Annotated in this window: 26 protein-coding genes and 1 other annotated feature; of the genes, 3 read left to right on the top strand and 23 right to left on the bottom strand. The window is 36.8% G+C overall.

What is annotated here, in order from left to right:
• Positions 1-2: 2 nt before the first annotated feature.
• The 7 genes from FS802_RS19420 to FS802_RS19385 all read right to left on the bottom strand — a co-directional run bounded on the left by FS802_RS19420 (position 3) and on the right by FS802_RS19385 (position 7,815).
• Entirely contained in the window at positions 3-950 is a 948-nt protein-coding gene (locus FS802_RS19420; RefSeq protein WP_000748444.1) for an ABC transporter substrate-binding protein, read from the bottom strand.
• Between the two features lie 155 nt (positions 951-1,105).
• Positions 1,106-1,333, bottom strand: coding sequence for a YrhC family protein (locus FS802_RS19410; RefSeq protein WP_000661459.1), 228 nt, complete (start codon positions 1,331-1,333; stop codon positions 1,106-1,108).
• Between the two features lie 126 nt (positions 1,334-1,459).
• Positions 1,460-4,063 (bottom strand): bifunctional acetaldehyde-CoA/alcohol dehydrogenase, encoded by a 2,604-nt coding sequence (gene adhE, locus FS802_RS19405; RefSeq protein ID WP_098653241.1) that lies wholly within the window; start codon positions 4,061-4,063, stop codon positions 1,460-1,462.
• Between the two features lie 260 nt (positions 4,064-4,323).
• On the bottom strand, positions 4,324-5,457 hold the full coding sequence (locus FS802_RS19400; RefSeq protein ID WP_001201925.1) for a bifunctional cystathionine gamma-lyase/homocysteine desulfhydrase: 1,134 nt from the start codon (positions 5,455-5,457) through the stop codon (positions 4,324-4,326).
• A 3-nt stretch (positions 5,458-5,460) separates the two neighbouring features.
• Positions 5,461-6,384, bottom strand: a complete 924-nt coding sequence (locus FS802_RS19395) for an O-acetylserine dependent cystathionine beta-synthase (protein WP_088107373.1) — start codon at positions 6,382-6,384, stop codon at positions 5,461-5,463.
• A gap of 82 nt (positions 6,385-6,466) precedes the next feature.
• A complete protein-coding gene (gene mtnN / locus FS802_RS19390; protein ID WP_001217038.1) occupies positions 6,467-7,162 on the bottom strand; it encodes a 5'-methylthioadenosine/S-adenosylhomocysteine nucleosidase in 696 nt (231 codons plus the stop codon).
• Between the two features lie 14 nt (positions 7,163-7,176).
• Positions 7,177-7,815 carry a class I SAM-dependent DNA methyltransferase gene (locus tag FS802_RS19385; RefSeq protein WP_088082370.1) on the bottom strand — a complete coding sequence of 213 codons (639 nt, stop codon included), beginning with the start codon at positions 7,813-7,815 and terminating at the stop codon, positions 7,177-7,179.
• Positions 7,816-7,951: 136 nt separating this feature from the next.
• Between FS802_RS19385 and FS802_RS19380 the strand changes: the two genes are divergently transcribed.
• Positions 7,952-8,167: a YrzA family protein gene (locus FS802_RS19380; protein WP_000010984.1), complete on the top strand. Its 216-nt coding sequence runs from the start codon at positions 7,952-7,954 to the stop codon at positions 8,165-8,167.
• Positions 8,168-8,202: 35 nt separating this feature from the next.
• On the opposite strand, the gene FS802_RS19375 is transcribed toward FS802_RS19380, so the two are convergent.
• From FS802_RS19375 to alaS, 12 genes are all read right to left on the bottom strand, one after another.
• The gene (locus FS802_RS19375; RefSeq protein WP_000897090.1) at positions 8,203-8,853 is read right to left on the bottom strand and encodes a YrrS family protein; all 651 of its coding nucleotides are present in this window, start codon (positions 8,851-8,853) and stop codon (positions 8,203-8,205) included.
• Between the two features lie 116 nt (positions 8,854-8,969).
• The gene (locus FS802_RS19370) at positions 8,970-10,724 is read right to left on the bottom strand and encodes a peptidoglycan D,D-transpeptidase FtsI family protein (protein WP_098653240.1); all 1,755 of its coding nucleotides are present in this window, start codon (positions 10,722-10,724) and stop codon (positions 8,970-8,972) included.
• A gap of 91 nt (positions 10,725-10,815) precedes the next feature.
• Positions 10,816-11,292 (bottom strand): transcription elongation factor GreA, encoded by a 477-nt coding sequence (greA, locus tag FS802_RS19365; protein WP_000179964.1) that lies wholly within the window; start codon positions 11,290-11,292, stop codon positions 10,816-10,818.
• A 279-nt stretch (positions 11,293-11,571) separates the two neighbouring features.
• The gene (gene udk / locus FS802_RS19360) at positions 11,572-12,210 is read right to left on the bottom strand and encodes a uridine kinase (protein WP_000537083.1); all 639 of its coding nucleotides are present in this window, start codon (positions 12,208-12,210) and stop codon (positions 11,572-11,574) included.
• Between the two features lie 17 nt (positions 12,211-12,227).
• Positions 12,228-13,508, bottom strand: a complete 1,281-nt coding sequence (locus FS802_RS19355) for a peptidase U32 family protein (RefSeq protein WP_000217969.1) — start codon at positions 13,506-13,508, stop codon at positions 12,228-12,230.
• 18 nt (positions 13,509-13,526) lie between these two features.
• On the bottom strand, positions 13,527-14,456 hold the full coding sequence (locus tag FS802_RS19350; protein WP_000742789.1) for a peptidase U32 family protein: 930 nt from the start codon (positions 14,454-14,456) through the stop codon (positions 13,527-13,529).
• A 7-nt stretch (positions 14,457-14,463) separates the two neighbouring features.
• A complete protein-coding gene (locus tag FS802_RS19345; protein WP_000389088.1) occupies positions 14,464-15,105 on the bottom strand; it encodes an O-methyltransferase in 642 nt (213 codons plus the stop codon).
• A gap of 202 nt (positions 15,106-15,307) precedes the next feature.
• Positions 15,308-16,378 carry an endolytic transglycosylase MltG gene (mltG, locus tag FS802_RS19340; RefSeq protein WP_097860387.1) on the bottom strand — a complete coding sequence of 357 codons (1,071 nt, stop codon included), beginning with the start codon at positions 16,376-16,378 and terminating at the stop codon, positions 15,308-15,310.
• A gap of 219 nt (positions 16,379-16,597) precedes the next feature.
• Complete coding sequence (locus FS802_RS19335) at positions 16,598-16,876, bottom strand: DUF1292 domain-containing protein (RefSeq protein ID WP_000392245.1); 279 nt, start codon at positions 16,874-16,876, stop codon at positions 16,598-16,600.
• 12 nt (positions 16,877-16,888) lie between these two features.
• Complete coding sequence (gene ruvX / locus FS802_RS19330; RefSeq protein ID WP_001221205.1) at positions 16,889-17,302, bottom strand: Holliday junction resolvase RuvX; 414 nt, start codon at positions 17,300-17,302, stop codon at positions 16,889-16,891.
• 3 nt (positions 17,303-17,305) lie between these two features.
• Positions 17,306-17,572 carry an IreB family regulatory phosphoprotein gene (locus tag FS802_RS19325; RefSeq protein WP_000348590.1) on the bottom strand — a complete coding sequence of 89 codons (267 nt, stop codon included), beginning with the start codon at positions 17,570-17,572 and terminating at the stop codon, positions 17,306-17,308.
• Positions 17,573-17,648: 76 nt separating this feature from the next.
• Entirely contained in the window at positions 17,649-20,291 is a 2,643-nt protein-coding gene (gene alaS, locus FS802_RS19320; protein WP_098653239.1) for an alanine--tRNA ligase, read from the bottom strand.
• A 40-nt stretch (positions 20,292-20,331) separates the two neighbouring features.
• Positions 20,332-20,551 (bottom strand) — a binding site (T-box leader).
• Positions 20,552-20,760: 209 nt separating this feature from the next.
• On the opposite strand from alaS, the gene FS802_RS19315 reads away from it, so the two are divergent.
• Complete coding sequence (locus tag FS802_RS19315) at positions 20,761-21,105, top strand: PH domain-containing protein (RefSeq protein ID WP_144525388.1); 345 nt, start codon at positions 20,761-20,763, stop codon at positions 21,103-21,105.
• 38 nt (positions 21,106-21,143) lie between these two features.
• On the opposite strand, the gene FS802_RS19310 is transcribed toward FS802_RS19315, so the two are convergent.
• Positions 21,144-22,211, bottom strand: a complete 1,068-nt coding sequence (locus tag FS802_RS19310) for an AI-2E family transporter (protein ID WP_048562241.1) — start codon at positions 22,209-22,211, stop codon at positions 21,144-21,146.
• A 176-nt stretch (positions 22,212-22,387) separates the two neighbouring features.
• On the opposite strand from FS802_RS19310, the gene FS802_RS19305 reads away from it, so the two are divergent.
• Positions 22,388-22,600: a hypothetical protein gene (locus tag FS802_RS19305; RefSeq protein ID WP_098653237.1), complete on the top strand. Its 213-nt coding sequence runs from the start codon at positions 22,388-22,390 to the stop codon at positions 22,598-22,600.
• Positions 22,601-22,633: 33 nt separating this feature from the next.
• Here the strand turns inward: FS802_RS19305 and FS802_RS19300 are convergent, their stop codons facing one another.
• From FS802_RS19300 to recD2, 3 genes are all read right to left on the bottom strand, one after another.
• Positions 22,634-22,762 (bottom strand): YrzQ family protein, encoded by a 129-nt coding sequence (locus tag FS802_RS19300; RefSeq protein WP_001053553.1) that lies wholly within the window; start codon positions 22,760-22,762, stop codon positions 22,634-22,636.
• Between the two features lie 18 nt (positions 22,763-22,780).
• On the bottom strand, positions 22,781-22,969 hold the full coding sequence (locus tag FS802_RS19295) for a hypothetical protein (protein WP_000469281.1): 189 nt from the start codon (positions 22,967-22,969) through the stop codon (positions 22,781-22,783).
• A 127-nt stretch (positions 22,970-23,096) separates the two neighbouring features.
• Entirely contained in the window at positions 23,097-25,433 is a 2,337-nt protein-coding gene (recD2, locus tag FS802_RS19290; protein WP_098707552.1) for an SF1B family DNA helicase RecD2, read from the bottom strand.
• Positions 25,434-25,521 lie beyond the last annotated feature (88 nt).

Raw genomic sequence — 25,521 nt, 5'->3', positions numbered from 1 at the left:
TATCATTTCCTTACATCTTGTATACTTTTATACATAAAGTCCATTGCTTCTGTAACTTTTGTTCCAGGATTTGATCCAAATAAGTCTGGTGGCAAAATAACTACACGATTTTGTTTTACTGCATCTAAATTTTTCCACGCTGCATTTTTCATCATTTCGCCTTCAAATGCTTTTTTAACGCTATTTGGATCTCCATGTGTAATTAAATAAATCACATCTGGATTTGCCTCAATAATACGTTCTACACTTAGCTGCGCATATTGCGGATATTCCTTCATTTCCGGAAAATCAGCTGCAATATTTTTCCCGCCTGTTTTTTCTAAAATATCGCCTGATAAAGATGTTGGTAATGCTGCTAAATAAGTACCTGGTGCTCCGTATACTAACAGTGCTTTCACATCACTCTTTTTCTCATATGTCTTCATTTGATCATTAATTTTTTGATTAAGTTCTTTTGCTTTATCTTCTTTCTTCATTATCGTTCCATATAGTTCAATATTCTTTTGAATATCTTGTACAGAATTCGCAGAAGAAATCATTACTTTCGTTCCTTGTCCTTCAACCGTTGGAACATTCTTTTGAAACCCATTGTTAGCAATAAGTACATCCGGTTTTAAACTAGCAATTTGCTCAAAATTCGGTTGATGTGCATTCCCGATTACTTGTACTTTCTTTAAATCCTCTGGAAGAGTTATTTTTGCATCCGGACGACCTACTATTTTTCCGCCTAAAGCATGAATAATATTCATGTCTCCCATACTTAATGTTGCAAAACTCTCTGGCACTTTATCGAATGTTACCTTTCTTCCTGACAGGTCGGTAACTTCGATTTTCTCTTTTCCTTTTTCTGTTTTTGTTGCAGATGCTTTTTCGTCTCCCTTTGCATTGCAACCTATTAACAAGAAAAAAATAGATAAAATCGCTGTGAATAGCGTAATAGATTTTTTCATTCTTTCACCTCTAACTGATAATGATAATCATTAACTACTATTCTACTTTAATTGATAAGGATTATCATTGTCAATATAAACCGCATACATTTTTTTCAAAAACAAAAAGCACTACAAAAAGATTCGTTCTTTTCGTAGTGCTCTATTTCATAATATTACTCACATTCATTTCCCTCTAACTGATCTCGCATCACTTTCACACGCTGAAAGAAAAAGAATGATAAACTTAAAAATATAATGGTGCTCCCCATCATAACAAAAGATTGTATTGTTTCTTTTGCTCCATTCGGAATCAATAAGCCAACCATTAACAATGTACTTACAGCGAGAAGGATTTGTCCGAACCGAGTATAATCTTCTATTTTTCCTTGTAATTCTTTCATTAAATTCTCACTCCTCTATTTCACTGTATCATATTCTATTAAACTTAAAGACCAGTAAATACAGCCATTCTGGGAGATGTTTTCCAAATGAAAAAGAGCCGCTTTATTGCGACTCTTTCATAACCATTACTCCCCTTTATATGCTTCCATATAAATTTCTTTCAACTCTGAAATGAGAGGTAATTTTGGATTAGCTGTTGTACATTGATCTTCAAAAGCTCTTTCTGCTAATAATCCAACAACCTCTTCAAATTGGTCTTTAGCAACTCCTTGTCCTGCAATACTCATATTTATATTTAAGCTTTTTCCAAGCTCAATAATTGCTTGGACGAGTGATTCCACACCTTCTGCTGTCGAGCCTGCTGGAAGCCCGAGCATTCTCGCAATATGTGCATAGCGTTCATCAGCTACAAAGTGCTCATATTTTGGGAACAACGCGTGTTTTCTTGGCTTAATAGCATTATAGCGAACTACGTGCGGCATAAGAATTGCATTGGCACGCCCATGCGGAATATGAAATTCCGGTCCAATTTTATGTGCTAAGCTGTGATTAATACCTAAGAAAGCATTTGCAAATGCCATCCCAGCGATTGCAGAAGCGTTATGCATTTTTTCTCGCGCTTCTTCGTCATTTCCATCTTTAAATGCTCTTGGTAAATATTTAAATACGAGATCAATGGCCTTTAATGCTAATCCATCTGTATAGTCATTTGCTAGAACAGACACATACGCCTCGATTGCATGCGTTAATACGTCCATCCCAGTGTCTGCTGTTACATGTGGTGGTACTGTCATTACAAACTGTGGATCAACAATTGCTACATCTGGTGTTAATTCATAATCCGCGAGCGGATACTTTATATTATTTTTCTTATCTGTAATAACCGCAAATGGTGTCACTTCTGATCCTGTTCCTGATGTTGTTGGAATGGCAACAAACTGCGCCTTACTTCCTAATTCCGGATATTTACATGTACGTTTTCTTATATCTAAAAACTTCTGTTTAATTCCATAGAATGTTGTTTCTGGGTGCTCATAGAAAAGCCACATCCCTTTCGCTGCATCCATAGCTGAACCACCACCAAGTGCGATAATTACATCTGGCTTAAAACTTCTCATCATTTCCGCACCTTTAAACACAGTTTCATCTGATGGATCTGGCTCGACCTCAAAGAAAACTTCGACTTTTACATCATTTGCATGTTTACGTAAATAATGCGTAACCGTATCTACATATCCGTGCTCAACCATTCCTGGATCCGTTACAATAAATGCACGTGAAATGTTAGGCATATTTGCTAAATATGCTGTCGCATGTTTTTCAAAATAAATTTTTGGTGGTAATTTGAACCACTGCATATTCTTTTTTCTATTTGCCAACCTTTTTATATTTAATAAATGCGTCGCTGTTACGTTTTGAGAAACTGAGTTTTTCCCATACGAGCCGCAACCAAGCGTAAGTGATGGAATAAATCCATTATATATGTCACCGATTCCACCTTGTGATGAAGGGGCGTTTACAATAAGACGGCAAGCTTTCATACGTAATCCAAATTGTTTTTGTACTTCTTTATTTGTAGAATGAATGACTGCTGAATGTCCTAAACCACCAAGGTTTAACATTTCTTCGCAATATGTAAATCCTTCTTCTAATGAATTTGCTTTTACACACGCTAATACTGGACTCAGTTTCTCACGAGATAGTGGATATGCTGCTCCGATACCTTGTATTTCAGCTACAAGCATTTTTGTATTTTCAGGCACAGTAATTCCAACTAATGCGGCAATGTACTGCGCTGATTTCCCTACAATATCACTATTTACTGCACATGTATTTTCATTAATAACTAGCTTTTCTAATTTTCTTCTCTCTTTTTCTGCTACAAAGTAACAATTGTTTGCAATCATTTCTGTTTTCACATCATCATAAATTTCCTTGTCTATAATGATTGCTTGTTCTGATGCACAAATCATACCGTTATCAAATGTTTTTGATAAAATTAAATCATTAACAGCTCGTTTTATATGCGCTGATTTCTCTATATAGCATGGTACATTACCAGGACCTACACCTAGCGCTGGTTTTCCAGTAGAATAAGCTGATTTCACCATACCTGCTCCTCCAGTTGCCAAAACAAGCGCAACACCTTCATGGTTCATTAATTGTTTTGTTGCTTCGACAGAAGGTTTTTCAATCCACTGAATACAATGTTTTGGTGCCCCCGCCTTCACCGCTGCATCATATACTGTTTTCGCCGCTGCAATGGAACAGTTTTGTGCTGAAGGATGAAATGCGAAAATAATTGGATTTCTCGTTTTTATCGCGATTAATGCTTTAAACATTGTTGTCGACGTTGGATTCGTTACTGGCGTTACCCCAGCTACTACACCGACAGGTTCTGCAATTTCTATTATTTCTTCATGAGGATCTTCGTGAATAATCCCTACTGTTTTATCTTTTTTTATGCTATGCCAAATATATTCAGTAGCAAAAATATTTTTAATACATTTATCTTCATATACACCACGACCCGTTTCTTCAACAGCCAACTTCGCAAGCGGCATATGTTGATCCACACCTGCTAATGCCATTTCGTGAACAATGTTGTCAATTTGCTCTTGTGTAAAACCTTCTAATGCTTGTAAAGCCTTTCGACCGTTATTCACTAACGTATCAATCATCTCTTTTACTTCCTGCATTTCATTTACAACTTTCTCTTTGACTACCATGTAAATTCCTCCTATTCTGCTATCGTGGACTAAATGAGACCCTATAGGTCATAATAAGTCCCGATTAGCGTAAAAAAAATAGAGTTGCTTTCCTACATGAACCTCATTGTTTGTGAAACATTTCACAAGATTGTTCGTGAGTAACATTTCATGAACTTAATATACATGAAATAATTTCATTTGTGTATGTCTTTTTTGTGAAATATTTCACAAAATGATGTGATAAAAATGCACTGCCTTATATTAGCAGTGCATTTTTATTATGCTAACGCTTGTGCTAGATCTTCAATTAAATCTTCACCGTCTTCAATACCGACAGAAATACGAATTAATGTATCTGTAATTCCTAATTCTTTGCGGCGATCTGCTGGGATTGATGCATGTGTCATTTGAGATGGGATAGAAATTAAACTTTCTACTGCCCCTAAACTTTCAGCAAGTGTAAAGTATTGTAATTTCTCAAGTACTTTATTTAATGTTTCTTCGCTATCTACATCAAATGAGATAATAGCACCAAATCCATTTGCTTGTTCTGTTGCAAGTTCATGGTTTTGATGTGACTCAAGACCTGGGTAATATACTTTATTTACTTTTGGATGATTATTTAAAAACTCGGCAATTGCGCGTGAATTCGTTTCATGCTCTTCCATTCGAATTCCTAATGTTTTTAAGCCACGAAGTAGTAAGAAGCTATCTTGTGGGCCAAGAATGCCTCCTGTTGAGTTTTGTACAAAGTGAAGGTCTTCTGCTAATTGCGGGCTATTTACAACTACTAGGCCTGCAACTACGTCACTATGACCTCCTAAATATTTCGTTGCACTATGAAGTACAATGTCTGCTCCTAAAGTAATCGGCGACTGCCAATATGGCGTCATGAATGTGTTATCGATAATTGTTAATAAATCTTTCTCTTTAGCAAGAGTAGATATTTTCTTAATATCAGTAATTTTCAATAATGGGTTCGTTGGTGTTTCCACATAAATCGCTTTCGTGTTTGGACGAATTGCTTCTACAACTTCCTCTAAGTTGGTTGTATCTACAAAGGTATGCTCAATACCGAAGCGATTTAATACTTTCGTGATAACGCGGTACGTTCCACCATACACATCATCTGTTAAAATAACGTGGTCACCTTTTGAGAACAACATAATTGTAGCTGTAATAGCTGCCATTCCTGAACCAAATGCAAAACCAGCATGACCGTTTTCTAATACTGCAATCATTTCTTCTAAAGCTGCACGTGTTGGGTTGCCTGTACGTGAATATTCATATCCTTGATGCTTACCAACTGCTTCTTGTTTGTACGTACTTGTTTGATAAATCGGTACATTTACAGATCCAGTTGAAGGTTCTCCTATGCGAATACCATGAATTAACTTTGTCTTTGCTCTCATTTTTTATTCCCATCCTTTGTATATGTCTTTACTTAAATAACGCTCACTACTATCAGGAAAAATCGTTACAATATTTGTACCTGGCGCCGCTTGCTCTGCTTCAAGTAAACTTGCATGAAATGCCGCTCCTGAAGAGCTCCCAACAAGCAGTCCTTCTTTTCGCGCTAATTCCTTTACTCGTAAAAATGCATTTCGATCAGAAATTGTATGAATTTCATCAAAATAAGATGTTTTCAAAAATGGCGGGATGAATTCAAGGCCGATCCCTTCTGTTTCATGCGAACCAGCTTTACCACCATTTAAAATGGATCCTTCTGGTTCCACAATAACCGTTTTTATATCTACATTTTTTTCTTTCAAATAAGATGCAGTCCCCATGAATGTACCACCAGTTCCTGCTCCTGCAACAAATATGTTAATCTCTCCGTTCAGTGCATCCCAAAGTTCAGGACCTAGTGTTTTGAAATAAGCACGCGGGTTTGCTTCATTCGCAAACTGACTTGGAGAGTATGAATTCGGTATTTCATTTACTAATTCTTTTGCTTTTGCAATTGCACCGGTCATTCCTTGCTCAGTTGGTGTATGCACGACCGTTGCGCCTAGCGCTTTCATTAATTCTTGTTTTTCAATACTAAATTTCTCTGGTACACAAACAATAACGCGTAAATCATGTTGTAACGCTGCAAGTGCCAGTCCAATACCAGTATTTCCAGCGGTCGGTTCAATAATTGTTCCACCCTGGGTAACAAGCCCTTTTTCTAGCGCATCTTCGATTAATTCTCTTCCTAAACGGTCCTTAACGCTTCCACCTGGGTTATAAAATTCAAGCTTTGCAAATAAACGGACCCCTTCTGGAAGTGAAAAACGAGTAATTTCTACAACTGGCGTATGACCAATCAACTCATGAACTCCACGATATACATTCATCGTGTTCTCCCCCTTATTTGCCAATAAAGAAAAGGCAACTGTATGTATTTTCTTTATATGAGACAGTTGCCTTTTTGTTACATTACTTTAACTCTTCTAGTACTTTTACGATAAAGTTTGTAGAATGAAGAGCTGCTTGATCTAAAAATTGATCAAATGAAACATTTGATTCTTTACCAGCAATATCAGAAAGTGCACGAATAATAACAAACGGAACTTCATATTGGTGGCATACTTGTGCAACAGCTGCTGCTTCCATTTCTACTGCATAAAGGTCTTCAAATTTATCACGAATTGCTGCAACGCGGTTCGGATCACTCATAAATGAATCACCTGTTGCAATCATACCTTTTACAACTTGAATATTTTCTTCTGCCTGCATACATTTCTCAGCTAATGCAACTAATGCTTCATCAGCCTTGAATCCAGGAGGCATTCCTGGTACTTGACCATACTCATAGTTAAATGCTGTTACATCTACGTCATGATGACGAACTTCTGTTGAAATAACTACATCTCCAACGTTTAGAGAATGATGGAAGCCACCAGCTGAACCAGTATTAATTACTTTTTCAGGCTTATATCTTTCTAATAAAATTGTCGTTGACATCGCTGCATTTACTTTACCAATACCAGACTTTAACAAGATTACTTCATGTCCTGCTAATTGTCCTTTCGTAAATTCACAACCCGCAACCGTTTCTGTTTCTGCTTGTTCTAATTTGTCACGTAAAATACGTACTTCTTCTTCCATTGCTCCAATTACAGCAATTCTCAATCTAATCCCTCTTTCTATTGCTTAGTTGCCTCCATTACCCAAACGAAATGATTTAATCTCGTAAACGTTACATGGAAGCCATTGTTTTCAAAAATAGACTGCATGATTGGAATACGTGTATAATATTCCGTTTGCAAATCGTTCGCTAACTGATGGAAACCTCTTTGTTTTGCTGTTTCAACAGTTTTATCATATGCATCTTGATCTGCAAATATCGTATCAGCAAACACTATTTTACCACCTTTGTTTAGCAATTGACTATAGTTCGCAATCGCTACATTTTTTTCATCATCTGTTAAATGATGAAATGCATAGGTGCTTACAATGGTATCAATTGAATTTGGAACTTCAAACGAAAGAAAATCACCTTCTGTAATCGAAAACTCTTGCGGCAATTTCTCTTTTGCAATCATGCGCATTTCACGTGACGGTTCTATACCGTAAACTGTGTGGCCAGCAAGTAATAATTTATTTGTTAAATTTCCAGTACCAACACCAAATTCTAATACATTACCAAATGACTTGTTAACTACATCCTCTAGAATATCCTCATAACGAGCGAAAACTTCTTTATATTGTATATCTTCGCCTTGTACGAATGAGTCGTACGTATGAGCCCACTCATCAAATAAACCATTAAATTCTGTCCCCATAAAAATTCCCCTTTTTCTTATCGGTTTTATCAGTATGATATGCCCTCTTGCTAAAAATGTCAATTGAAATGTACATGGTATTTCATTCTTTTCTTTGTTACACTATAGTTGATTACATAGGAGAGGGGTCGTCTTCGTGTCATTTACCTTTGAAATGTTAGAAGATAAAGTAGAGTTTTTCGAAGCAGGAGACTTAGCTTCTTTGGAACGAAAAATTAGCGAACAAATCGATAATAATAAAGCACTTATGCTTGAAGTTCATCACATCTCGCATCAAATGGTTATGGATCCCGAAAGCAAAAGACCATATTATAGCGCGGTTGTTCATTTTAAATTAAAGAAATTACGCTAACTAAAAAAGAGAAGCTCCTAAGGAGCTTCTCTTTTTTAGTTTAGAGTTTGAACAAGTACTGGTTTCCAGCCCTCATTTTCTACCCAATCAATATTCACATAATATTTTTTACCTGATTGTTTATCTTGTACGTTACCGTAAGCTTTATTCTTACCGTTATTTCCAATTCTATGGATAACTAATTGATTTACTGGAACGTCAATTGCAGCTGAAATCGCTTGATTCATCTCATTCCAATCTGCTGTACCTTTTTTAAACGTCATCGCAGGTGTTGCACCTTGCTCTGTACCTACTGGCTTCCAAGAAGATTTCGTATAAGCATCTGTTGCCTGTGACTGTGTTTTTTCAGCTGGTGCTTTCTCGTTAGCTTTCGCTTCTTCTTCAGCTTTTTTCTGTTCTTCCTCAGCCTTTTGCTTCTCTTCTTCTTCCTGCTTCTTAGCCTCTGTCTTATCTTGCTCGTTCTTCTTCGTCTCTTCTTTGCCTTTAGCTTTCTCAGCTTTATTCTCTTTCGTTGTTTGCTGAGCTACTTTTTTATCACTAGAAGACGCTTGCTCTTTTCTTTCAGGAACAAACAATTGATATGATACAATAGCTACTAATATTAATACAATTGCAATTGCAATATTTAAAACACCGTTTTGACGACGTTTTTGTTGTTTCTGTTGGAATCTAGATCCTCCTGCCATTCTTCAAACCTCCATGCAGTTTTTCATACTTGCTATTGTAACATTAAATCTAGAAAGGTTGAACATTTACAATAATATTTTCACGAAATGAAAACATTTCAATATGAATTGCAAGATTACTTTTCATTCTCTAATCGATAGATTGATTCTACGATAGCTTTGAAAATAGGTGTAACTTCATTTACATTACTATTCGTTTCTATATCCACGACAACTAAAGCATATCTTGGATTTTCATATGGAAAATAACCTGCAAACCAACGATTCACTTTCGTCCCTTTTCCTGTTTGCGCTGTCCCAGATTTTCCGGCGACACTTAGTGGTAACGACCTGAATGCTGCTCCTGTTCCTTTCTCCGTTGTTACAACGCCCCTTAATAACTCTTGTAATGTTTTCACTGTTTCATACGAAAGCTGTTTCCCGCCTATTGTATGGTCTTCAAATGTATAAAAGTCCGTTCCATTTTTATACATTATCTTTTCAACAGCTTTCACTTCCATCTTTTCTCCATCCCTAGCAATCGTCGCCATTATATTTGCAATCGCTAGAGGTGACATGCGGACATCTTTCTGTCCAATTGCTGTTTGCGCTACCGCCTTTTTATTATTCTTATTTCCTTCACTTTCCCAAATCGTAACACTCTTCTCCTCTGGCATTTGCTCAAAATGAGTTGTATGAAATACAGAACCTTTCCATCCAACCTTACCAGCGCCTCCTAAAGCTGCTACGTAAGTTTCTAATACCATCTTATCCTTTTGTATTAGCTCATTACCTAACTCTGAAAATGTCCTGTTACAGCTTCTAGCAAAGCTCTCTTTAAAACTAAGTGTACCCATCATAACTTGTGGGTGTTCTTCACCATATAAATCTTGATTACAATTAAATATACGATTAAACACATTTTCATTTTGATCAATCACTGCCGCTGCAACTATTGTTTTAAAAACAGAACCGGGAAAATGTGGTGTTAACATTTGATTTTCAAGTGTAGTTGTATATAAACGCTTATCCTTCACCTGTACAGATGGTTTACTGACCATCGCTAAAATTTCATTTTTCTTTACATCAAGTAATACTAATCCCCCCTTCTTTATTCCGCTTGCTTCAACCACTTCTTCTACTTTTTGCTGTATCCCATTATGTAAAGTAGTTTGAATCGTCACTGGATAAAACGGATTGCCAGGCGCAGTATATTTCGCTTGTTTTCCAAAAATCGGTTCTCCTTGTCGGTCCACTTGATACAATACTTTTGCCTCTCCATCGGTCAAAAGAAATTCATCAAATGATTGCTGCAATCCTGAAATGCCAATTGGCGTTTGCCTTGAAATTTTTCTTACTTCTCCGTATCGTTTTTGAAATTCTCGTTCATTCTCCCCCACATCGCCAATTAAATGATTCATCGCGCCAGTTTGCCGTAAACGAACTTCAGCTGCTACAATACCTAATACATTTAATTGATTTACCTTCTCCATCTGCTCTCGTGCCAAGCGAAATGGACCATTTCCCCTTTGCATGATAAATGCACTTTTCTTGTCTTTCATTTGACTTTCAATCTCTTGTCTCGACACACCAATGATATGCGCAATTTTCTCTAACATGTCATTTTTTATTTGTAGAAATGGAAAAACAATTAAAACAGGATACTTTTTCTCACCTATTCCATTACCGTTCCGATCTATAAAATGGCCTCGCCCATCATCTACCGTAATGGACTGCGTCCGTTGTGTAACACTTTTTTCAATTAAATTTATCTTACGATCTGTAAATGATTCTGTATCTATAATTTGTATTTGAATTAAACGACAAAGTAAAATAAACATAATACATATAAAACAAATTAAAATAATTGTAATTCTCCGTTTTATTTTCATAAAAAAACACCTCGTCTATTATAGTTTGGACGGAGTGTTTCATCTTTTATACAAATAAAAAATCACTCGCTTTTACACGAGTGATTTTTTATTATTTTACAGAGATAATCTCTACTTGCATTTCTCCACCTGGAGTTTGGATTGCTACCTTCTCACCAATTTGCTTACCTAATAAGCTTTTTGCAATTGGAGAATCGTTAGAAATTCTTCCTTCAAATGGATCTGCTTCTGCGCTACCTACGATTGTGTAAGATTCTTCATCTCCACCTGGTAACTCTTTAAATGTTACTGTTTTACCTAATGTAACAACTGTAGATTCTTCGCCGTTATCTGTGATGATAACTGCGTTACGAATCATGTTTTCTAATTGTGTAATACGTCCTTCTACGAACGCTTGCTCATCTTTTGCTGCATCGTACTCAGAGTTCTCAGAAAGATCTCCGAAGCTACGTGCAATCTTAATTCGCTCTACAACCTCTTTACGTTTTACCGTTTTTAAATCTTCAAGTTCGTTCTCTAGCTTTTGCTTACCCTCTTGCGTCATAGGGTATGTTTTTTCTGTTGCCATATTTTCCACTCCTTTTATATACCAATCCCCCGAAAAAAAAGAGGAGTTCCATATGAAAACTCCCCCACTTATATGTATAGCGGAGGTTTCTAGCACGCCTGTACTAGCGGAGTTGTCACATACAACCCCGTATTCCCAATTCTTCTTTATATAAAGAAGATATGTATGGAAAGTTGATATAAATATGCCCTCACCTATATATAGATGAGGTTGCATGTTTCATTGTATTCGATAGGAAGGGAAAAAATCCCTTCCTATCGTATATCTTTTACTATGCTATTACAAATTTACTTTTTGTTCAAGAATTGTTGCAATTTTTGTCACCATAATATCAATTGCAACATGATTTTGTCCACCTTCAGGGATAATAATATCCGCAAATTTCTTAGAAGGCTCAATAAATTGATTGTGCATTGGACGTACAACACTTACGTATTGATCAACTACTGAATCCATCGTACGACCGCGCTCTTTAATATCACGCTGCATGCGGCGTAAAATACGAAGATCTGCATCTGTATCAACGAATAGCTTAATGTCCATTAACTCACAAAGACGTGGGTCTTCTAAAATAAGAATTCCTTCTAAAATGATTACATCTTTCGGCTCAACTGGAATAACTTCTTCTGAACGCGTATGCAATGTATAGTCATATACAGGCTTATCAATTTGCTCATATGCAAGCAACTGCTGCAAATGTTCAATTAACAGATCATTATCAAACGCAAGCGGATGATCATAATTTGTTTTTAAACGCTCTTCCATTGGTAAATGGCTTTGATCTTTGTAATAATAATCTTGCTCTAAGATTAAAATAGAATGACCTTTAAAATGGTCAAAAATCGCTTTCGTTACACTCGTTTTACCTGATCCCGAACCACCAGCAATTCCAATTACAACAGGCTTATTCGTCCCCATTCGACTATCACTCTTTCTTATTGAAGTATGCTTTTGCGCATCATATTATTCACATACACTGGTTGATCCACTTTGAATTTCACGATTTGCAACGGATGTCTCGCTGCATCTAATTCGTTTCCATCCTCATCCCAAATTTTCTCCACCGTCTGCGTAAAGTTTTCTATTTCTGGTCCAAAGAACTCGACTTCATGTCCTGGTTTGAAATGATTACGTTGCTCAATCGTTACAATGCCCGTTTCTTCATTATAATCTAACACTAAACCAGCGAAATCATACGTTGTTTTCTTACTATGATTTCCAAACATTTGCTCTTGATGTCCTGGAACCCCTTCAAAGAATGCGGGAGCTGTATCACGATTTGCACATTTATCAAGCTCATCTAACCATTCTTGTTTAAACTCAAAATTATCCGGATCCGCACAATACGCATCAATTACTTTACGGTATACCGTTGCTACAGTCGCTACGTAATGAATTGATTTCATACGTCCTTCAACTTTTAAGCTATCAATTCCAATTTCAATCATTTTCGGAATTGATAAAATTAAATTTAAGTCTTTTGGACTCATTGCAAAGTGAGCATCTTCTTCTTGGAATAGAGGAAGCTCTTTTGCATCTTTATGTTGTGATACTGTTTGAACTAAATCATAGTCCCAACGGCAAGATTGACAACAACCACCACGGTTAGAGTCACGTGCTGTCATATGGTTACTTAACGTACATCTGCCTGAATATGCGATACACATTGCACCATGGACGAATGCTTCAATTTCAATATCCACTTTTTCTTTAATTTCTTTCATTTCTTCATAGCTTGCTTCACGAGCTAATACAAGACGATGTAAACCTTCTTCTTTCCAATACTGTGCTGCTTTCCAGTTGGATAGTGATTGTTGTGTACTTAAATGCACTTCAACAGAAGGCGCTACACGTTTACAAGTCTCAATAATAAGCGGATCAGCAACGATAATTCCCGTTACGCCAGCTTTTTCAATCCCTTTTAAATATTCCTCTAGCCCGTCCATATTTTCATTATGTGCAAAGATATTTGTTGTTACATATATTTTTGCTCCATATTTCTTTGCAAATTCAACACCTTCTGCCATTTCTTCCAGTGTAAAGTTACCTGCATTCGAACGAAGACCAAATTCTTGTCCACCTAAATATACAGCATCTGCCCCATAATGGATAGCTACTTTTAATTTTTCTAAGTTACCCGCAGGGATTAACAGTTCAGGTTTCTTCACAATAACGCGTTTGCCATCGATTACTCGTGAAATTTCTTGTACAGTCATTTCCTACACCCTCCTCGTTTAGTAAACCGTCTCTTTAAAGAAGAATCCTGTATCTAACGGACGATTTACTGGTTGCATTTCTTCTATCTCTTTATATAAATCGTCTTTCACGTCATAATACGCATCACGATCTTCTACACATAAATCAATTGCTTTACGATATTTCTTCGTTACCTCAATAATGTATGCAGAGCTTTTTAGTACACCATCAACTTTTAAGCTAGCGACTTCAGCGTCAATTAGTTCTTCTAACTCATCGATGAAACAAATATCGTTTGGACTCATAATGTGAGTACCATTTTCATCTTCATAAATTGGATATTTATTGTTACGCTCTGGGTCATATAAGAACATATTCTCTTCATATTTTTTCTTTTCAATGTCAAGATTACGTCCTTGATACTCAAAGTAGTTTCCTACTAAGGAACGCTTCGATTGGAACATACAAGTCATACCGTGAATTTGTACTTCAAGTTCCACTTCAGCATTTTCTTTTAATTCAACAATTTCATCTAAGCTAAGCTCACGAGCTAATACAGCTCGTTTTGCTCCTCTTTGTCCCCAGTAGTTACAAGTAAACCAGTTTGTTGCTGTTGTTTCTGTATTCCAGTGCAATTGCATATTTGGCGCTACTTCTCGGACCGCCATTAATACTGCTGGGTCTCCGAAAACAATTGCATCTACACTTACTTCGTTTAAAAATGCAACATAATCTGTTAATTCGTCTACTTTATCATTGTGGAACATAGCATTCATTGCTACGTATACTTTTACACCATTTTCATGTGCAATCTTCACAGCTTGTTTCACATCTTCACGTGAAAATTCCCCTGCTAAACGTAAACCGAACTTTTGCTCACCGATCATTACCGCATCTGCTCCTGCTTTCGCAAGAGGTTCGATATCCACTACTGCTTTTGGCGTTACTAACAATTCAGGTTTCTTCATACCTTGGTCACCCTCTCTTTTTACTAACAGCTACTCCATCACCAATTGGGAAAATCGTTGTATCATATCCTTCATGGTTCATAAGCCATTCATTGTACGTCTTAATACGACGAATTAAACCACGTGTACGTCTGTTTTCAATTTTCTCTTTTGTCGTTACAAGGCCATGGTACATAACATTATCTGAAATAATTACACCACCAGGGTTTAATAACGGTTCATACAAGTCAAAAAAGCGACGATATTGTCCTTTTGCTGCATCAATAAAAATAACGTCAAACGTTCCATGTTTTTCTACTTGCTCGCCTGTTTCTAACGCATCACCGTAAATAACGGAAATACGCTCTTTAACTGGTGAACATTCTATATATTCAAGTGCTTTTTCATATCGCTCGCGATTGCGTTCAACTGTCACAATGTGAGAATTTGGAATAGCTTGCATCATACGAATACTAGAATAACCAATTGCTGTACCAAGCTCTAAAATGCTTTTTGGTCCAATTAAACGTAAAAATTGCAACATAAATTCCATTCCAAGTCGATCCATAATCGGCACATGATTTTCTTTCGCATAATCTTCCATTTCAAGAATTAATTTATCTTTTGGATCAATAAATGATAATAGGTACTCGTTAACTGCATCCTCCATAATGGTCCTCCTTATTTACATGGAGAAGTGCCTCTATGACGTCTTTTCACACATAGAATGCAATAAAAATACAAGCCAGTTTCACCCTTAGCTTGTACGTCCCGTTTTGATATTAAAAACGATTCTTCTGCCAGTTTTTAACCCGATATATTTTACCACAAAAAAGAGGGATGTGCGACCTTTTTCGCTATCCCTCCCCATTTCACTGTTTTTTCGTAATATATTTTTGCTTTAATGCATTATGCTCTTCCAATGTTTTCGCATAGTACACTTCACCAGTTGGTGCAGCTAAGAAATAATAATAATCTGTTTGCGCAGGCTCTAACGCCGCTTCCACTGAATGTTTACCAGAGTTTGCAATCGGACCAACCGGCAATCCTTTCACAACATACGTATTGTACGGTGAGTTTATCTTTAAATCTTCGTATAATACACGTTGTTTATGCTTTCCAAGTGCATATAATACCGTTGGATCAGTTTGCAGGGGCATACCTTTTTCCAAACGATTATAAAAGACACTAGAGATTTTTTGACGATCTGTAAAGCCTGTTGCCTCTTCTTCAATAAGTGAAGACAATGTTAAAAGCTGATGAACATCCCAGTTTTTCGCTTTCATTTTTGCCTCGTTTTGAACAATGATTGCATTCGTTTTCTCAAGCATTGGAATTACAATTTCTTCTAACGTCGTATCTTTTTTATAGAAAGAGTACGTCGCAGGATATAAATAACCTTCTAATGGGTATTTAATATTGCTATCAAAGATTTTATCCGTTAACAACTTCGGATACTTTTGCTGCATTTTTTGAATAAATGCTTTATCGTTTAATTGACGTACGACATCATCTTTATTCCACTTTAATTCGTTTGCAACCGTTTCTGCAATTTCAGTTACTTGTGCACCTTCTTTTATCGTCACTTTATAAAGAGCTGGACGATGTACATTACCAGATGACATTTGTTCAATAACATCTGAGGCACTCATTGAAGGATTTAATAAATATGTACCCGCTTGTAAATTTTTCGATTTAGCCTTTGTATAAAAACTAAAAACTGTACCGTTTTTCACAGCACCTTTTTCTTCTAAAATCTCACCAATTTTACTAGTAGATGATCCTTTTGGAATTTCTACTTCAATCTCTTTTTTATTCCCGCTATCAACTGGCCCTAATGCGGATGAAATATACGCATAGACTGAACCACAAACTAAAAGCAGTGCAATAATTGAAAATAAAAAAAGACGTCTACGCTTTTTTTTCACTTGATTCTCTATCAACACTCTTCCTCCTTAATTAAATTGTAGACCGTATGTATATCTTTCTATACAACACGATATAAAAACACAATAAATTTATTTATCTTTTTTAGATAGACACTTTATTTTTCTACAATCCGTCTCATTATACTACAAAGGTTTACACAGTTTCGACAAAAAATCTTTCATTTTACATATAAAAAAAGATGGACTATATGTCGTCCATCTTTTCAGTACTTATTATTCAGCTTCTTGCTCATCAGCTAGAGTGTTGAACATTTCTTGTACCATTTCCCACTCTTCTTCAGATTCGATTGGAAGTAAACTTCCGCCCTCTTCTTCATTTTGCTCATAAGCCATTGCATCATAAATTGGGTCTCCATCTTCGTCTACTTCACCGATTGGAGAGAAGACTACGTATGATTTTTTGCCAAATTTTTCAGCATCAAAAGTGAAAATAATTTCACATAAATGTTCGTTACCTTTTTCGTCTACAATTGTAATTTGATTTTCTTCCATTTTGGTCACCTCTTATTTACTATCTAAAAATCCTTGTAAGATTACGACTGCAGCCATCTTATCGATTACCTGTTTTCGCTTCTTACGGCTTACATCAGCTGAAATGAGCAGACGTTCCGCTGCCATCGTTGACAAACGCTCGTCCCACATTACAACTTCTAATTGTAACAGATTTCGCAGGTTTTCTGCAAATTGCTGGCACGCTTCACCACGTGGGCCAATTGTACCATTCATATTTTTAGGTAAACCTACTACTATTTTGTCCACATTGTACTGCTTTACTAACTCAGAAATACGGTCAAAACCAAAGTAGCCTCGTTCTTCGTTAATCCTGATTGTTTCCAGCCCTTGCGCTGTCCAACCCATTTCGTCGCTCATTGCAACTCCGACTGTTTTTGTACCTACATCTAAACCTAATATCCGCATAAACTACTCCTCACGATGATGTTTCAAGTACGACTTCACAAGCTCTTCAATTAACTCATCACGTTCAAGCTTGCGAATGATGCTTCGTGCATCTTTATGGCGAGGTATGTATGCTGGGTCTCCACTTAATAAATAACCGACGATTTGGTTAATCGGATTATAGCCTTTTTCTTGAAGTGCATCATACACAGTTAAAAGTACATCATTTACATGGACACTCTGTTTTTCATCTTGAATGCTAAACTTCATTGTTTTATCAAAACCGTCCATTTCAAGCACCTCACTTATATAGTAAGTATAGGGAGAAGAACTTCTCCTCTCCCTACCATTGTACACTACTATCTCTTTATTTTGAAACAGATTTAACGTACTCTTGTACAAATGCTAAAGCTTCCTCAACTTGCGCTGGGTTTTTACCACCTGCTTGAGCCATGTCAGGACGGCCACCACCGCCGCCGCCACAACGAGAAGCTACTTCTTTCACAAGTTTACCAGCATGGTAACCTTGGCTAATTAAATCTTTCGTTACGCCAGCTAAGATGTTTACTTTATCATCATTTACAGACGCTAATACGACAACTGCAGACTCTAATTTATTTTTCAGGTCATCCATCATCGTACGTAAGTTGTTCATATCTGCAACGTTTACTTTCGCTGCTAATACGTTTACGCCATCAACTGTCATTACTGAATCAGTTAAGTTTCCAGCTTCAATATTGCTTAATTTTGCAGCAAGAGATTCGTTTTCTTTTTGAAGTTGTTTTACTTCAGCAAATAAACCATCCACTCTTGTTAAAATATCTTTCGGATTTGTTTTCATTTTTCCTGCTGCTTCTTTTAATAAACCTACTTGATCGTTCATTAATTCGTATGCAGATTTACCAGTTACTGCTTCAATACGACGCGTTCCTGCACCGATACCAGACTCAGCAACGATTTTGAAAATACCAATTGAAGCTGTGTTATCAACGTGACAACCACCGCAAAGCTCTAAGCTATAATCGCCTACTTGTACAACGCGTACAACATCACCGTATTTTTCACCGAATAATGCCATTGCGCCCATTTCTTTCGCTTCTTCAATTGCTTTTTGAGAAATCTCAACATCAATACTTTCCCAAATTTTCTCGTTTACCATACGCTCAATTTTTTCTAATTCGTCAGCTTGTACTTGACCGAAGTGAGAGAAATCAAAGCGTAAACGTTCAGAAGTTACAAGAGAACCTGCTTGGTTAACATGCGTTCCAAGTACGTCTTTTAATGCTTGGTGTAGTAAGTGAGTTGCTGTATGGTTTTTCACAACGCTACTACGGTTTTTCGTGTCGATAATAGCTTTCACAGCCGCATCTTTCGTTAATGTACCTTCTTCAACAACAACTTTGTGTAAGTTTTGACCATTTGGTGCTTTTTGTACGTCTTTTACAAGCACTTTCACGCCGTCAGCAAGAAGGTAACCACGGTCTGCAATTTGTCCACCGCTCTCAGCATAGAATGGTGTTACATCAAGCATTAATTGCCCTTCTTCACCAGCTTGTAAGCTATCTGTGTATTCGCCGTTTTTCACAAGTGCAACAACGTTACTTTCTGTTGCAACTGTACCGTAACCAACGAACTCGCTCGCTACTTTCACTTCTCCAAGGACACCGCCTTGAACTTGCATAGAATCAACGTCTTGACGAGCAGCACGTGCGCGCTCACGTTGTTTTTCCATTTCACTTTCAAAGCCTTCCTGATCAACTGTCATACCAGCTTCTTCTGCATATTCTTCTGTTAATTCAATCGGGAAACCATATGTGTCATATAGACGGAACGCATCTACTCCAGAAATAACAGTTGTTTTTTCTTCTTTTGCTTTTGTGATAACTTCAGCTAAAATTGCTTCCCCATCATGAAGTGTTTCATGGAAACGCTCTTCTTCGTTTTTCACAACTTTTGCTATGAAATCTTTCTTTTCAAGTACTTCTGGGTAGAAGTCTTTCATTACTTCTCCAACAACCGGCACTAATTCAAACATGAATGGACGGTTGATGTTTAATTTCTTCGAATAACGAACCGCGCGGCGTAATAAACGACGTAATACATAACCACGGCCTTCGTTAGATGGAAGAGCACCGTCACCTACAGCAAATGTTACTGTACGGATATGGTCAGCAATTACTTTAAACGCCATATCTTTTTCTAAGTCACCATTACGATACTTCTCACCAGAAATTGATTCTGTTGCACCAATCATCGGCATGAATAAGTCTGTGTCAAAGTTTGTAGGTACATCTTGAACGATAGATGTCATACGCTCTAGACCCATCCCTGTATCGATGTTTTTCTTAGGAAGCGGTGTATATGAACCGTCTGGATTATGGTTAAATTGAGAGAATACAAGGTTCCATACTTCTAAGTAACGCTCGTTTTCTCCGCCTGGATATAATTCTGGGTCACTAAAGTCATTACCATAAGCTTCTCCGCGGTCATAGAAAATCTCTGTATTCGGTCCGCTTGGTCCTTCACCGATATCCCAGAAGTTTTCTTCTAAACGGATGATGCGCTCTTTTGGAACACCCATTTTTTCATTCCAAATTGTGAATGCTTCTTCATCTTCCGGATGGATTGTAACTGATAGTAATTCTTTATCGAATCCGATCCATTTGTCGCTCGTTAAGAATTCCCAAGCCCAAGTAATTGCTTCTTCTTTAAAGTAATCACCGATTGAGAAGTTTCCTAACATTTCAAAGAATGTATGGTGACGAGCTGTTTTCCCTACGTTTTCAATATCGTTTGTACGAATTGATTTTTGAGCATTTGTAATACGTGGATTTTGCGGGATTACACGTCCATCAAAATATTTTTTTAATGTCGCTACACCACTGTTAATCCATAACAGAGATGGATCTTCATTCGGAACTAGTGATGCACTAGGTTCTACTGCATGTCCTTTTTCTTGGAAAAAGTCTAAAAACATTTGACGAATTTGTGCGCCTGTTAGTTGTTTCATTGTATTTTCCTCCTTAAATATAAAAAACTCCCGCCCCTATAAAAGGGACGAGAGTTAACTCGCGATACCACCCTAATTATGAATTGATTATTATAACAATCAATTCATCACCTCATGGTGCCTTAACGTGGCAAGACGGCAGTGATTAGCTGCTCTCAGGATTAGCTTTCTGTTACCCTTCATTTAAAGCTTCTTTCAGCCATATGGAAGCTTCTCTCTATAAATGGACTGTAACGTACTTTTTCCGTCATTGATTTAATGTATTATATGACTAAATATAATAGAATTCTCTTAAGTTTGTCAATGTAGATAATCATTTATATTGCATTAACCATAGTTATTCTACTATTCATTCTTAACAGCCTTTCAATATATTATGCATTTATTAATAAATTGTACTATCTCTATATTTTTCAGAATATTATATTTTTGTTATGATTAAATTATCAATAATAAAGGGGCGATTACAATGACAACCTTATTAAGCAAAGCTAAAAACATATTAATGACTGACGAAACAATATTGTTTTATGTAGCATGTTCATTAAATATATTTATTTATCGTTCCGTTACAAGACCAGGACTGTTAATTTTAACAAACAAACGGCTCTTCTTTTATGGACCAGATGTAAGTAAGAACCTAATATTTGAAGAGTACTCTTTTGTAAACATTTCTAATCTAAAAGAGCAAAAGCGTCTTTTCAGCAATCAAATTATATTTATGTACGATAATGAATGGAAAAAAATAAAACATATTCAAACAAATGATGTAAGCTCTCTCGTTCAACAAATACACGAGCAACTCTCTAAATAATGATAGCCCTCTACTTTTATAAGTAGAGGGCTATCATATTACACATCTTCTTTTTTCCAAAGAGGCCTTACATGAACGATCACCGTACGAATGACCGCTAAAACAGGAACTGATATTAATAACCCTACAATTCCTGCCACTTCTCCCCCAACTAGTAATGCGAGCATAATAATAACAGGATGCATACGAAGTGACTTACCAACGATGTAAGGTGATAAAATGTTACTTTCCAAAAATTGCAAAATAGCAATCGTAATTCCCGCCTTAATGAGTAAACTCGTTGATACCGTTGCCGCAATCATCAATGTCGGAATCGCCCCTAAAATAGGACCGAAGTACGGGATTATATCCGTTACCCCAATAATAATGCCGAGTAATAATGGATATTTCATACCGATAAACCAAAAAGAAAGAACAGATACGCCCCCTAATACTAAGCAAACAAATAACTGTCCTCGAATATAACTTCCGAGTGACTTATCAATTTCTTTCGCCAGCATTTGCCCTGTACTACGCCACTTACTCGGGACTAGTTTCCAAAAGATATGATAAAACTCACCGTAATCTTTTAATATGTAAAATACAATGAACGGTATTAAGAAAATAATAAGCAACGAGTCCAATACGCCACGGGCTGTGCTCATCACTTTATTTAAAAGTGATTGTATCTTCGTTTCTACTCCACCAAAAATTTGTTTCACCTTTTCATGAATAAAGGACGGGAAGTTCGCTGTTTGTTCCGTAACGCCATCCATCCAAGAATCATACATTTTTGTAAACTGCGGAAATTGCTCATTAATCTCTTGTAATTGCTTAATAACAATTGGCGTTCCTTTATAAATCCCATAACCAATTCCGCCAAAGAAAAGGATGTAAATGAGCAAAATAGCAAGTGTACGTGGCATCCCTTCTTTATGAATTTTTTCAATTAAAGGATGCAATAAATACGCAATAAAACACGCAATAAGAAACGGTGTAATTGCCACTTTAAATACAAAAATAATCGGTGCCCATAGCGGCTTAATTTTTAAAAAGACGAGCAAACAAAGAAATACAAGTAACAATAACCCTAAACGATATATCCAAATGATTTTAAGATTCTTCACATGAAAAACCTCCTCCACCTTTATTTTGAAAATAAATAGGGTAGGTTATGTGCGAAAGTTTTAAAATCTTTTCGTGCAGACCATACTGTTTTGTAAAGACGTACATATACATAACATAATAAGGACAACCACCCCTGAGAATGCAGCATGAAACAATATAATCAGGAGGGCTCATAATGATTTTATTTATGCTCGTATTATCAGCACTTTTTATGATTCTTGAATGGGTTTGTATCGGGTTTGGTATTTGGAAAGGTTTCTTTATTCGTTCCTCACGAAAAGAAAGAGCGAAGCAATTATTTCATTACGGAATGCTTGGCGTTGGATGTTACGGCCTATCGTATCTCTTCTCTGAAATTGGACTTTTATATTTACATACAAGTACATAAAAAAACTCCCTTGATGAAGGGAGTTTTTTGCGCTTATAAATAAGATTTAATCATCTTACGTGCTTTTTTCATATTGCGTTTTGAAAATACATCTTGCTTGCGAGCATATTGATATGCTGCCGCTCCAACACCTAATGCGATTAATGAATTGCGTAGATTCAAAGTAAATCCCCCTTTTCGTTATCCGATCGTTCTTTCGTTCTCATCAAATAAATCATCAAGAGAGCTTAATGAACCATCTTCCTCTACTTGATGCGTATGGATTTTCCCCTTTGAAACCGATAATTCGATATAACAATTCCAGCAATAAAATTGGTTGACACCTATTTTTCCAATGTCTTTCCCTTTGCAATTTGGACAAATGAACATATGGCTTTCATCTCCTTACAGTCTCCCAGATTCTATTCGCCATTATGTCCAAACCGCATTCATTTATACATTGCTGGAGCCTTTCAACGTTATACGTTTGAAAGTTTCATTATATAATTTCACCTTGTTACATGAAATCATACGGTGAAATGTTTTCCACGTCCATTTCTTCGCCATTAACTGTTACCATCTGTACTTCTCCTTGTGATTCTTGCAATCGACTCGCTAAAGTCGTTTGACGCATTGCATCATCAAGGCGATTTACACCAGACTGGAAAGCGGCTTCCTCTCCGCAAATAATAAGGAACTTCTTACTTCTTGTAATACCAGTATAAATTAAATTACGACGTAACATCCGATTGTAACTTTTTACTATCGGCATAATTACGATTGGGAACTCACTACCTTGCGACTTATGAATCGAACAGCAATAGGCATGTGTAATTTGATTTAAGTCTGGCTTTGTATACGTTACTTCAATTCCATCAAATGAAACGATAATCATATCTTGTTGTTCAACATTTTCTTTCGCATAAAACACCGAAACAATTTCTCCGATATCACCATTAAACACTTGGCTCTCCGGCTGATTAACGAGTTGTAGTACTTTATCGCCTCGTCGGTATACAACATCACCGTAAACAATTTCTTTACTCTTTTCCCTTTTTGGGTTAAACACTTCTTGCAACGCTTCGTTTAGCACATTAATACCGGCAGGTCCGCGGTACATCGGGGCCAGTACTTGTACATCCCTTGCGCTAAACCCTTTTGTCTTAGCATTTTCACAAACCTTCTTAACAACCTCAACAATTTGAGCTCCTGTACAGCCGATAAATGAACGATCTTTTTGATTTTGCGCTAAATCTGGTGGGAGCGTTCCATTTTTTATAGCATGGGCGAGTTGAATAACAGATGAGCCTTCCGCTTGACGATAAATTTCAGTAAGCTTTACTGTTGGAACTGCACCTGCATTCAATAAATCTTTCAACACTTGCCCAGGTCCTACAGATGGTAATTGATCTTCATCGCCTACAACGATAACTTGAATGTTAGTCGGCAATGACTTAAACAGCTGATTTGCAAGCCAAATATCAACCATTGAAAACTCATCAATAATGAGCAATTTTCCTTGTACTGGATCCGTTTCATTACGCTGGAAAGACCCTTCTGGCGTCCAGCCAAGTAAACGGTGAATTGTACAAGCTGGAAGCCCTGTTGATTCACTCATTCGCTTCGCTGCTCTTCCTGTTGGGGCCGTTAATAATATCGGAAATGGATTATCATCACTGTATTCATTCGGATTTAACGATAATCCGTGCAGTGATGCATACATTTCAACAATTCCTTTAATAACTGTTGTCTTCCCTGTTCCTGGTCCACCTGTCAATAACATCATCGGCTTATGAAGTGCCGTTTGAACTGCTTCTTGCTGAAGCGGTGCATACTGTACCTTTAGCTGTTCTTCAATTTCCCCTAACGTTTTTAACACTTCTGCTTCAGGGAATGCAGGGGTTTCTTCTTGGTTCATAAGACGACGAATTGACTTTACAACGCCTTTTTCAGAGTAGAATAACGAAGCTAAATACACTCGCTCTTCTTCTATGATAACTTTCCCTTCACTTTGCATCATTTCAACGCAAGCTACAATGTCTTCCTCGGTCACTCTTCCTTCTTGATTATTTAAAAGTGACATCGTTTCTCTTACAAGTTGATTTTTCCCCATATAAACATGACCAAGTTGCAATGAAACATTCTCTAACGTATAAAAACAACCCGCACGTACACGGTCATCATGATTACCCGATATCCCTAACGCCCGTCCGATATCATCCGCTCTTCCAAATCCAATCCCGTCCACTTCTTCAATAAGCTTATATGGATTATTACGAATCACTTCTAATGTCATCTCTTTATATTGCTGGTAAATCTTAATAGAAAGCTTCGTTCCAAAACCGTAACCATTTAAAAAACTCATTACTTTCTCTAATCCTTGATGTTCAACAATTGTCTCATATATTTCTTGCGCTTTTTGCTTATTGACAACACCATTTAACGCATCCGGATCATCCATAATTTTAGAAATGGCATGTTCCCCAAGATGATCCACAATTTTTTCAGCTGTACGCTTTCCTATCCCTTTAAATAAATCACTCGCTAAATATTGCACCATACCTGCTTTTGTTTGCGGCAATTCTTTCTTAAACGTTTCAACTAAATATTGTTTCCCATACTTCGGATGGTCTTTAAAATGCCCTGTCAATGTAAACACTTCATCTTCATGCATGCGGGGAAAATGACCGTTTATCATCACTTTTTTTTCGTCGTACGTTTCATTCGTCTCAATGACTTTCATACTGACAACGGAATAGAGGTTTTCTTCGTTGTGGAAAATGGTATGAAGAACTTGCGCTTTTATAAACTTTTTCTCTTCCTCAAACAAATCCATTGCATGTTGATTTCCCATCTTTCCTCTCCTTTCCGGTTCGTTTCACTTTAATGAGCAGTACATCCCCCACCTATTTAGATGAGGGATAACTACCCATTAAACTATA

This window comes from Bacillus sp. DE0042 (assembly GCF_007680225.1).
GTDB classification, from domain to species: Bacteria; Bacillota; Bacilli; order Bacillales; family Bacillaceae_G; genus Bacillus_A; species Bacillus_A wiedmannii.
The sequence above is the reverse complement of the archived record's forward strand: the minus strand, read 5'-3'. Positions and strand labels throughout refer to the sequence as shown.

Excerpts from the sequence above, each read along its gene's own strand:
- FS802_RS19420 (WP_000748444.1), bottom strand. The coding sequence starts at position 950 with ATGAAAAAATCTATTACGCTATTCACAGCGATTTTATCTATTTTTTTC.
- FS802_RS19410 (WP_000661459.1), bottom strand. The coding sequence starts at position 1,333 with ATGAAAGAATTACAAGGAAAAATAGAAGATTATACTCGGTTCGGACAA.
- adhE (WP_098653241.1), bottom strand. The coding sequence starts at position 4,063 with ATGGTAGTCAAAGAGAAAGTTGTAAATGAAATGCAGGAAGTAAAAGAG.
- FS802_RS19400 (WP_001201925.1), bottom strand. The coding sequence starts at position 5,457 with ATGAGAGCAAAGACAAAGTTAATTCATGGTATTCGCATAGGAGAACCT.
- FS802_RS19395 (WP_088107373.1), bottom strand. The coding sequence starts at position 6,384 with ATGAATGTATATCGTGGAGTTCATGAGTTGATTGGTCATACGCCAGTT.
- FS802_RS19385 (WP_088082370.1), bottom strand. The coding sequence starts at position 7,815 with ATGGGGACAGAATTTAATGGTTTATTTGATGAGTGGGCTCATACGTAC.
- FS802_RS19375 (WP_000897090.1), bottom strand. The coding sequence starts at position 8,853 with ATGGCAGGAGGATCTAGATTCCAACAGAAACAACAAAAACGTCGTCAA.
- FS802_RS19370 (WP_098653240.1), bottom strand. The coding sequence starts at position 10,724 with ATGAAAATAAAACGGAGAATTACAATTATTTTAATTTGTTTTATATGT.
- greA (WP_000179964.1), bottom strand. The coding sequence starts at position 11,292 with ATGGCAACAGAAAAAACATACCCTATGACGCAAGAGGGTAAGCAAAAG.
- udk (WP_000537083.1), bottom strand. The coding sequence starts at position 12,210 with ATGGGGACGAATAAGCCTGTTGTAATTGGAATTGCTGGTGGTTCGGGA.
- FS802_RS19355 (WP_000217969.1), bottom strand. The coding sequence starts at position 13,508 with ATGACTGTACAAGAAATTTCACGAGTAATCGATGGCAAACGCGTTATT.
- FS802_RS19350 (WP_000742789.1), bottom strand. The coding sequence starts at position 14,456 with ATGAAGAAACCTGAATTGTTAGTAACGCCAAAAGCAGTAGTGGATATC.
- FS802_RS19345 (WP_000389088.1), bottom strand. The coding sequence starts at position 15,105 with ATGGAGGATGCAGTTAACGAGTACCTATTATCATTTATTGATCCAAAA.
- FS802_RS19335 (WP_000392245.1), bottom strand. The coding sequence starts at position 16,876 with ATGGAAGAAAATCAAATTACAATTGTAGACGAAAAAGGTAACGAACAT.
- ruvX (WP_001221205.1), bottom strand. The coding sequence starts at position 17,302 with ATGCGGATATTAGGTTTAGATGTAGGTACAAAAACAGTCGGAGTTGCA.
- FS802_RS19325 (WP_000348590.1), bottom strand. The coding sequence starts at position 17,572 with ATGGACGGTTTTGATAAAACAATGAAGTTTAGCATTCAAGATGAAAAA.
- alaS (WP_098653239.1), bottom strand. The coding sequence starts at position 20,291 with ATGAAACAACTAACAGGCGCACAAATTCGTCAAATGTTTTTAGACTTT.
- FS802_RS19315 (WP_144525388.1), top strand. The coding sequence starts at position 20,761 with ATGACAACCTTATTAAGCAAAGCTAAAAACATATTAATGACTGACGAA.
- FS802_RS19305 (WP_098653237.1), top strand. The coding sequence starts at position 22,388 with ATGATTTTATTTATGCTCGTATTATCAGCACTTTTTATGATTCTTGAA.
- FS802_RS19295 (WP_000469281.1), bottom strand. The coding sequence starts at position 22,969 with ATGTTCATTTGTCCAAATTGCAAAGGGAAAGACATTGGAAAAATAGGT.
- recD2 (WP_098707552.1), bottom strand. The coding sequence starts at position 25,433 with ATGGGAAATCAACATGCAATGGATTTGTTTGAGGAAGAGAAAAAGTTT.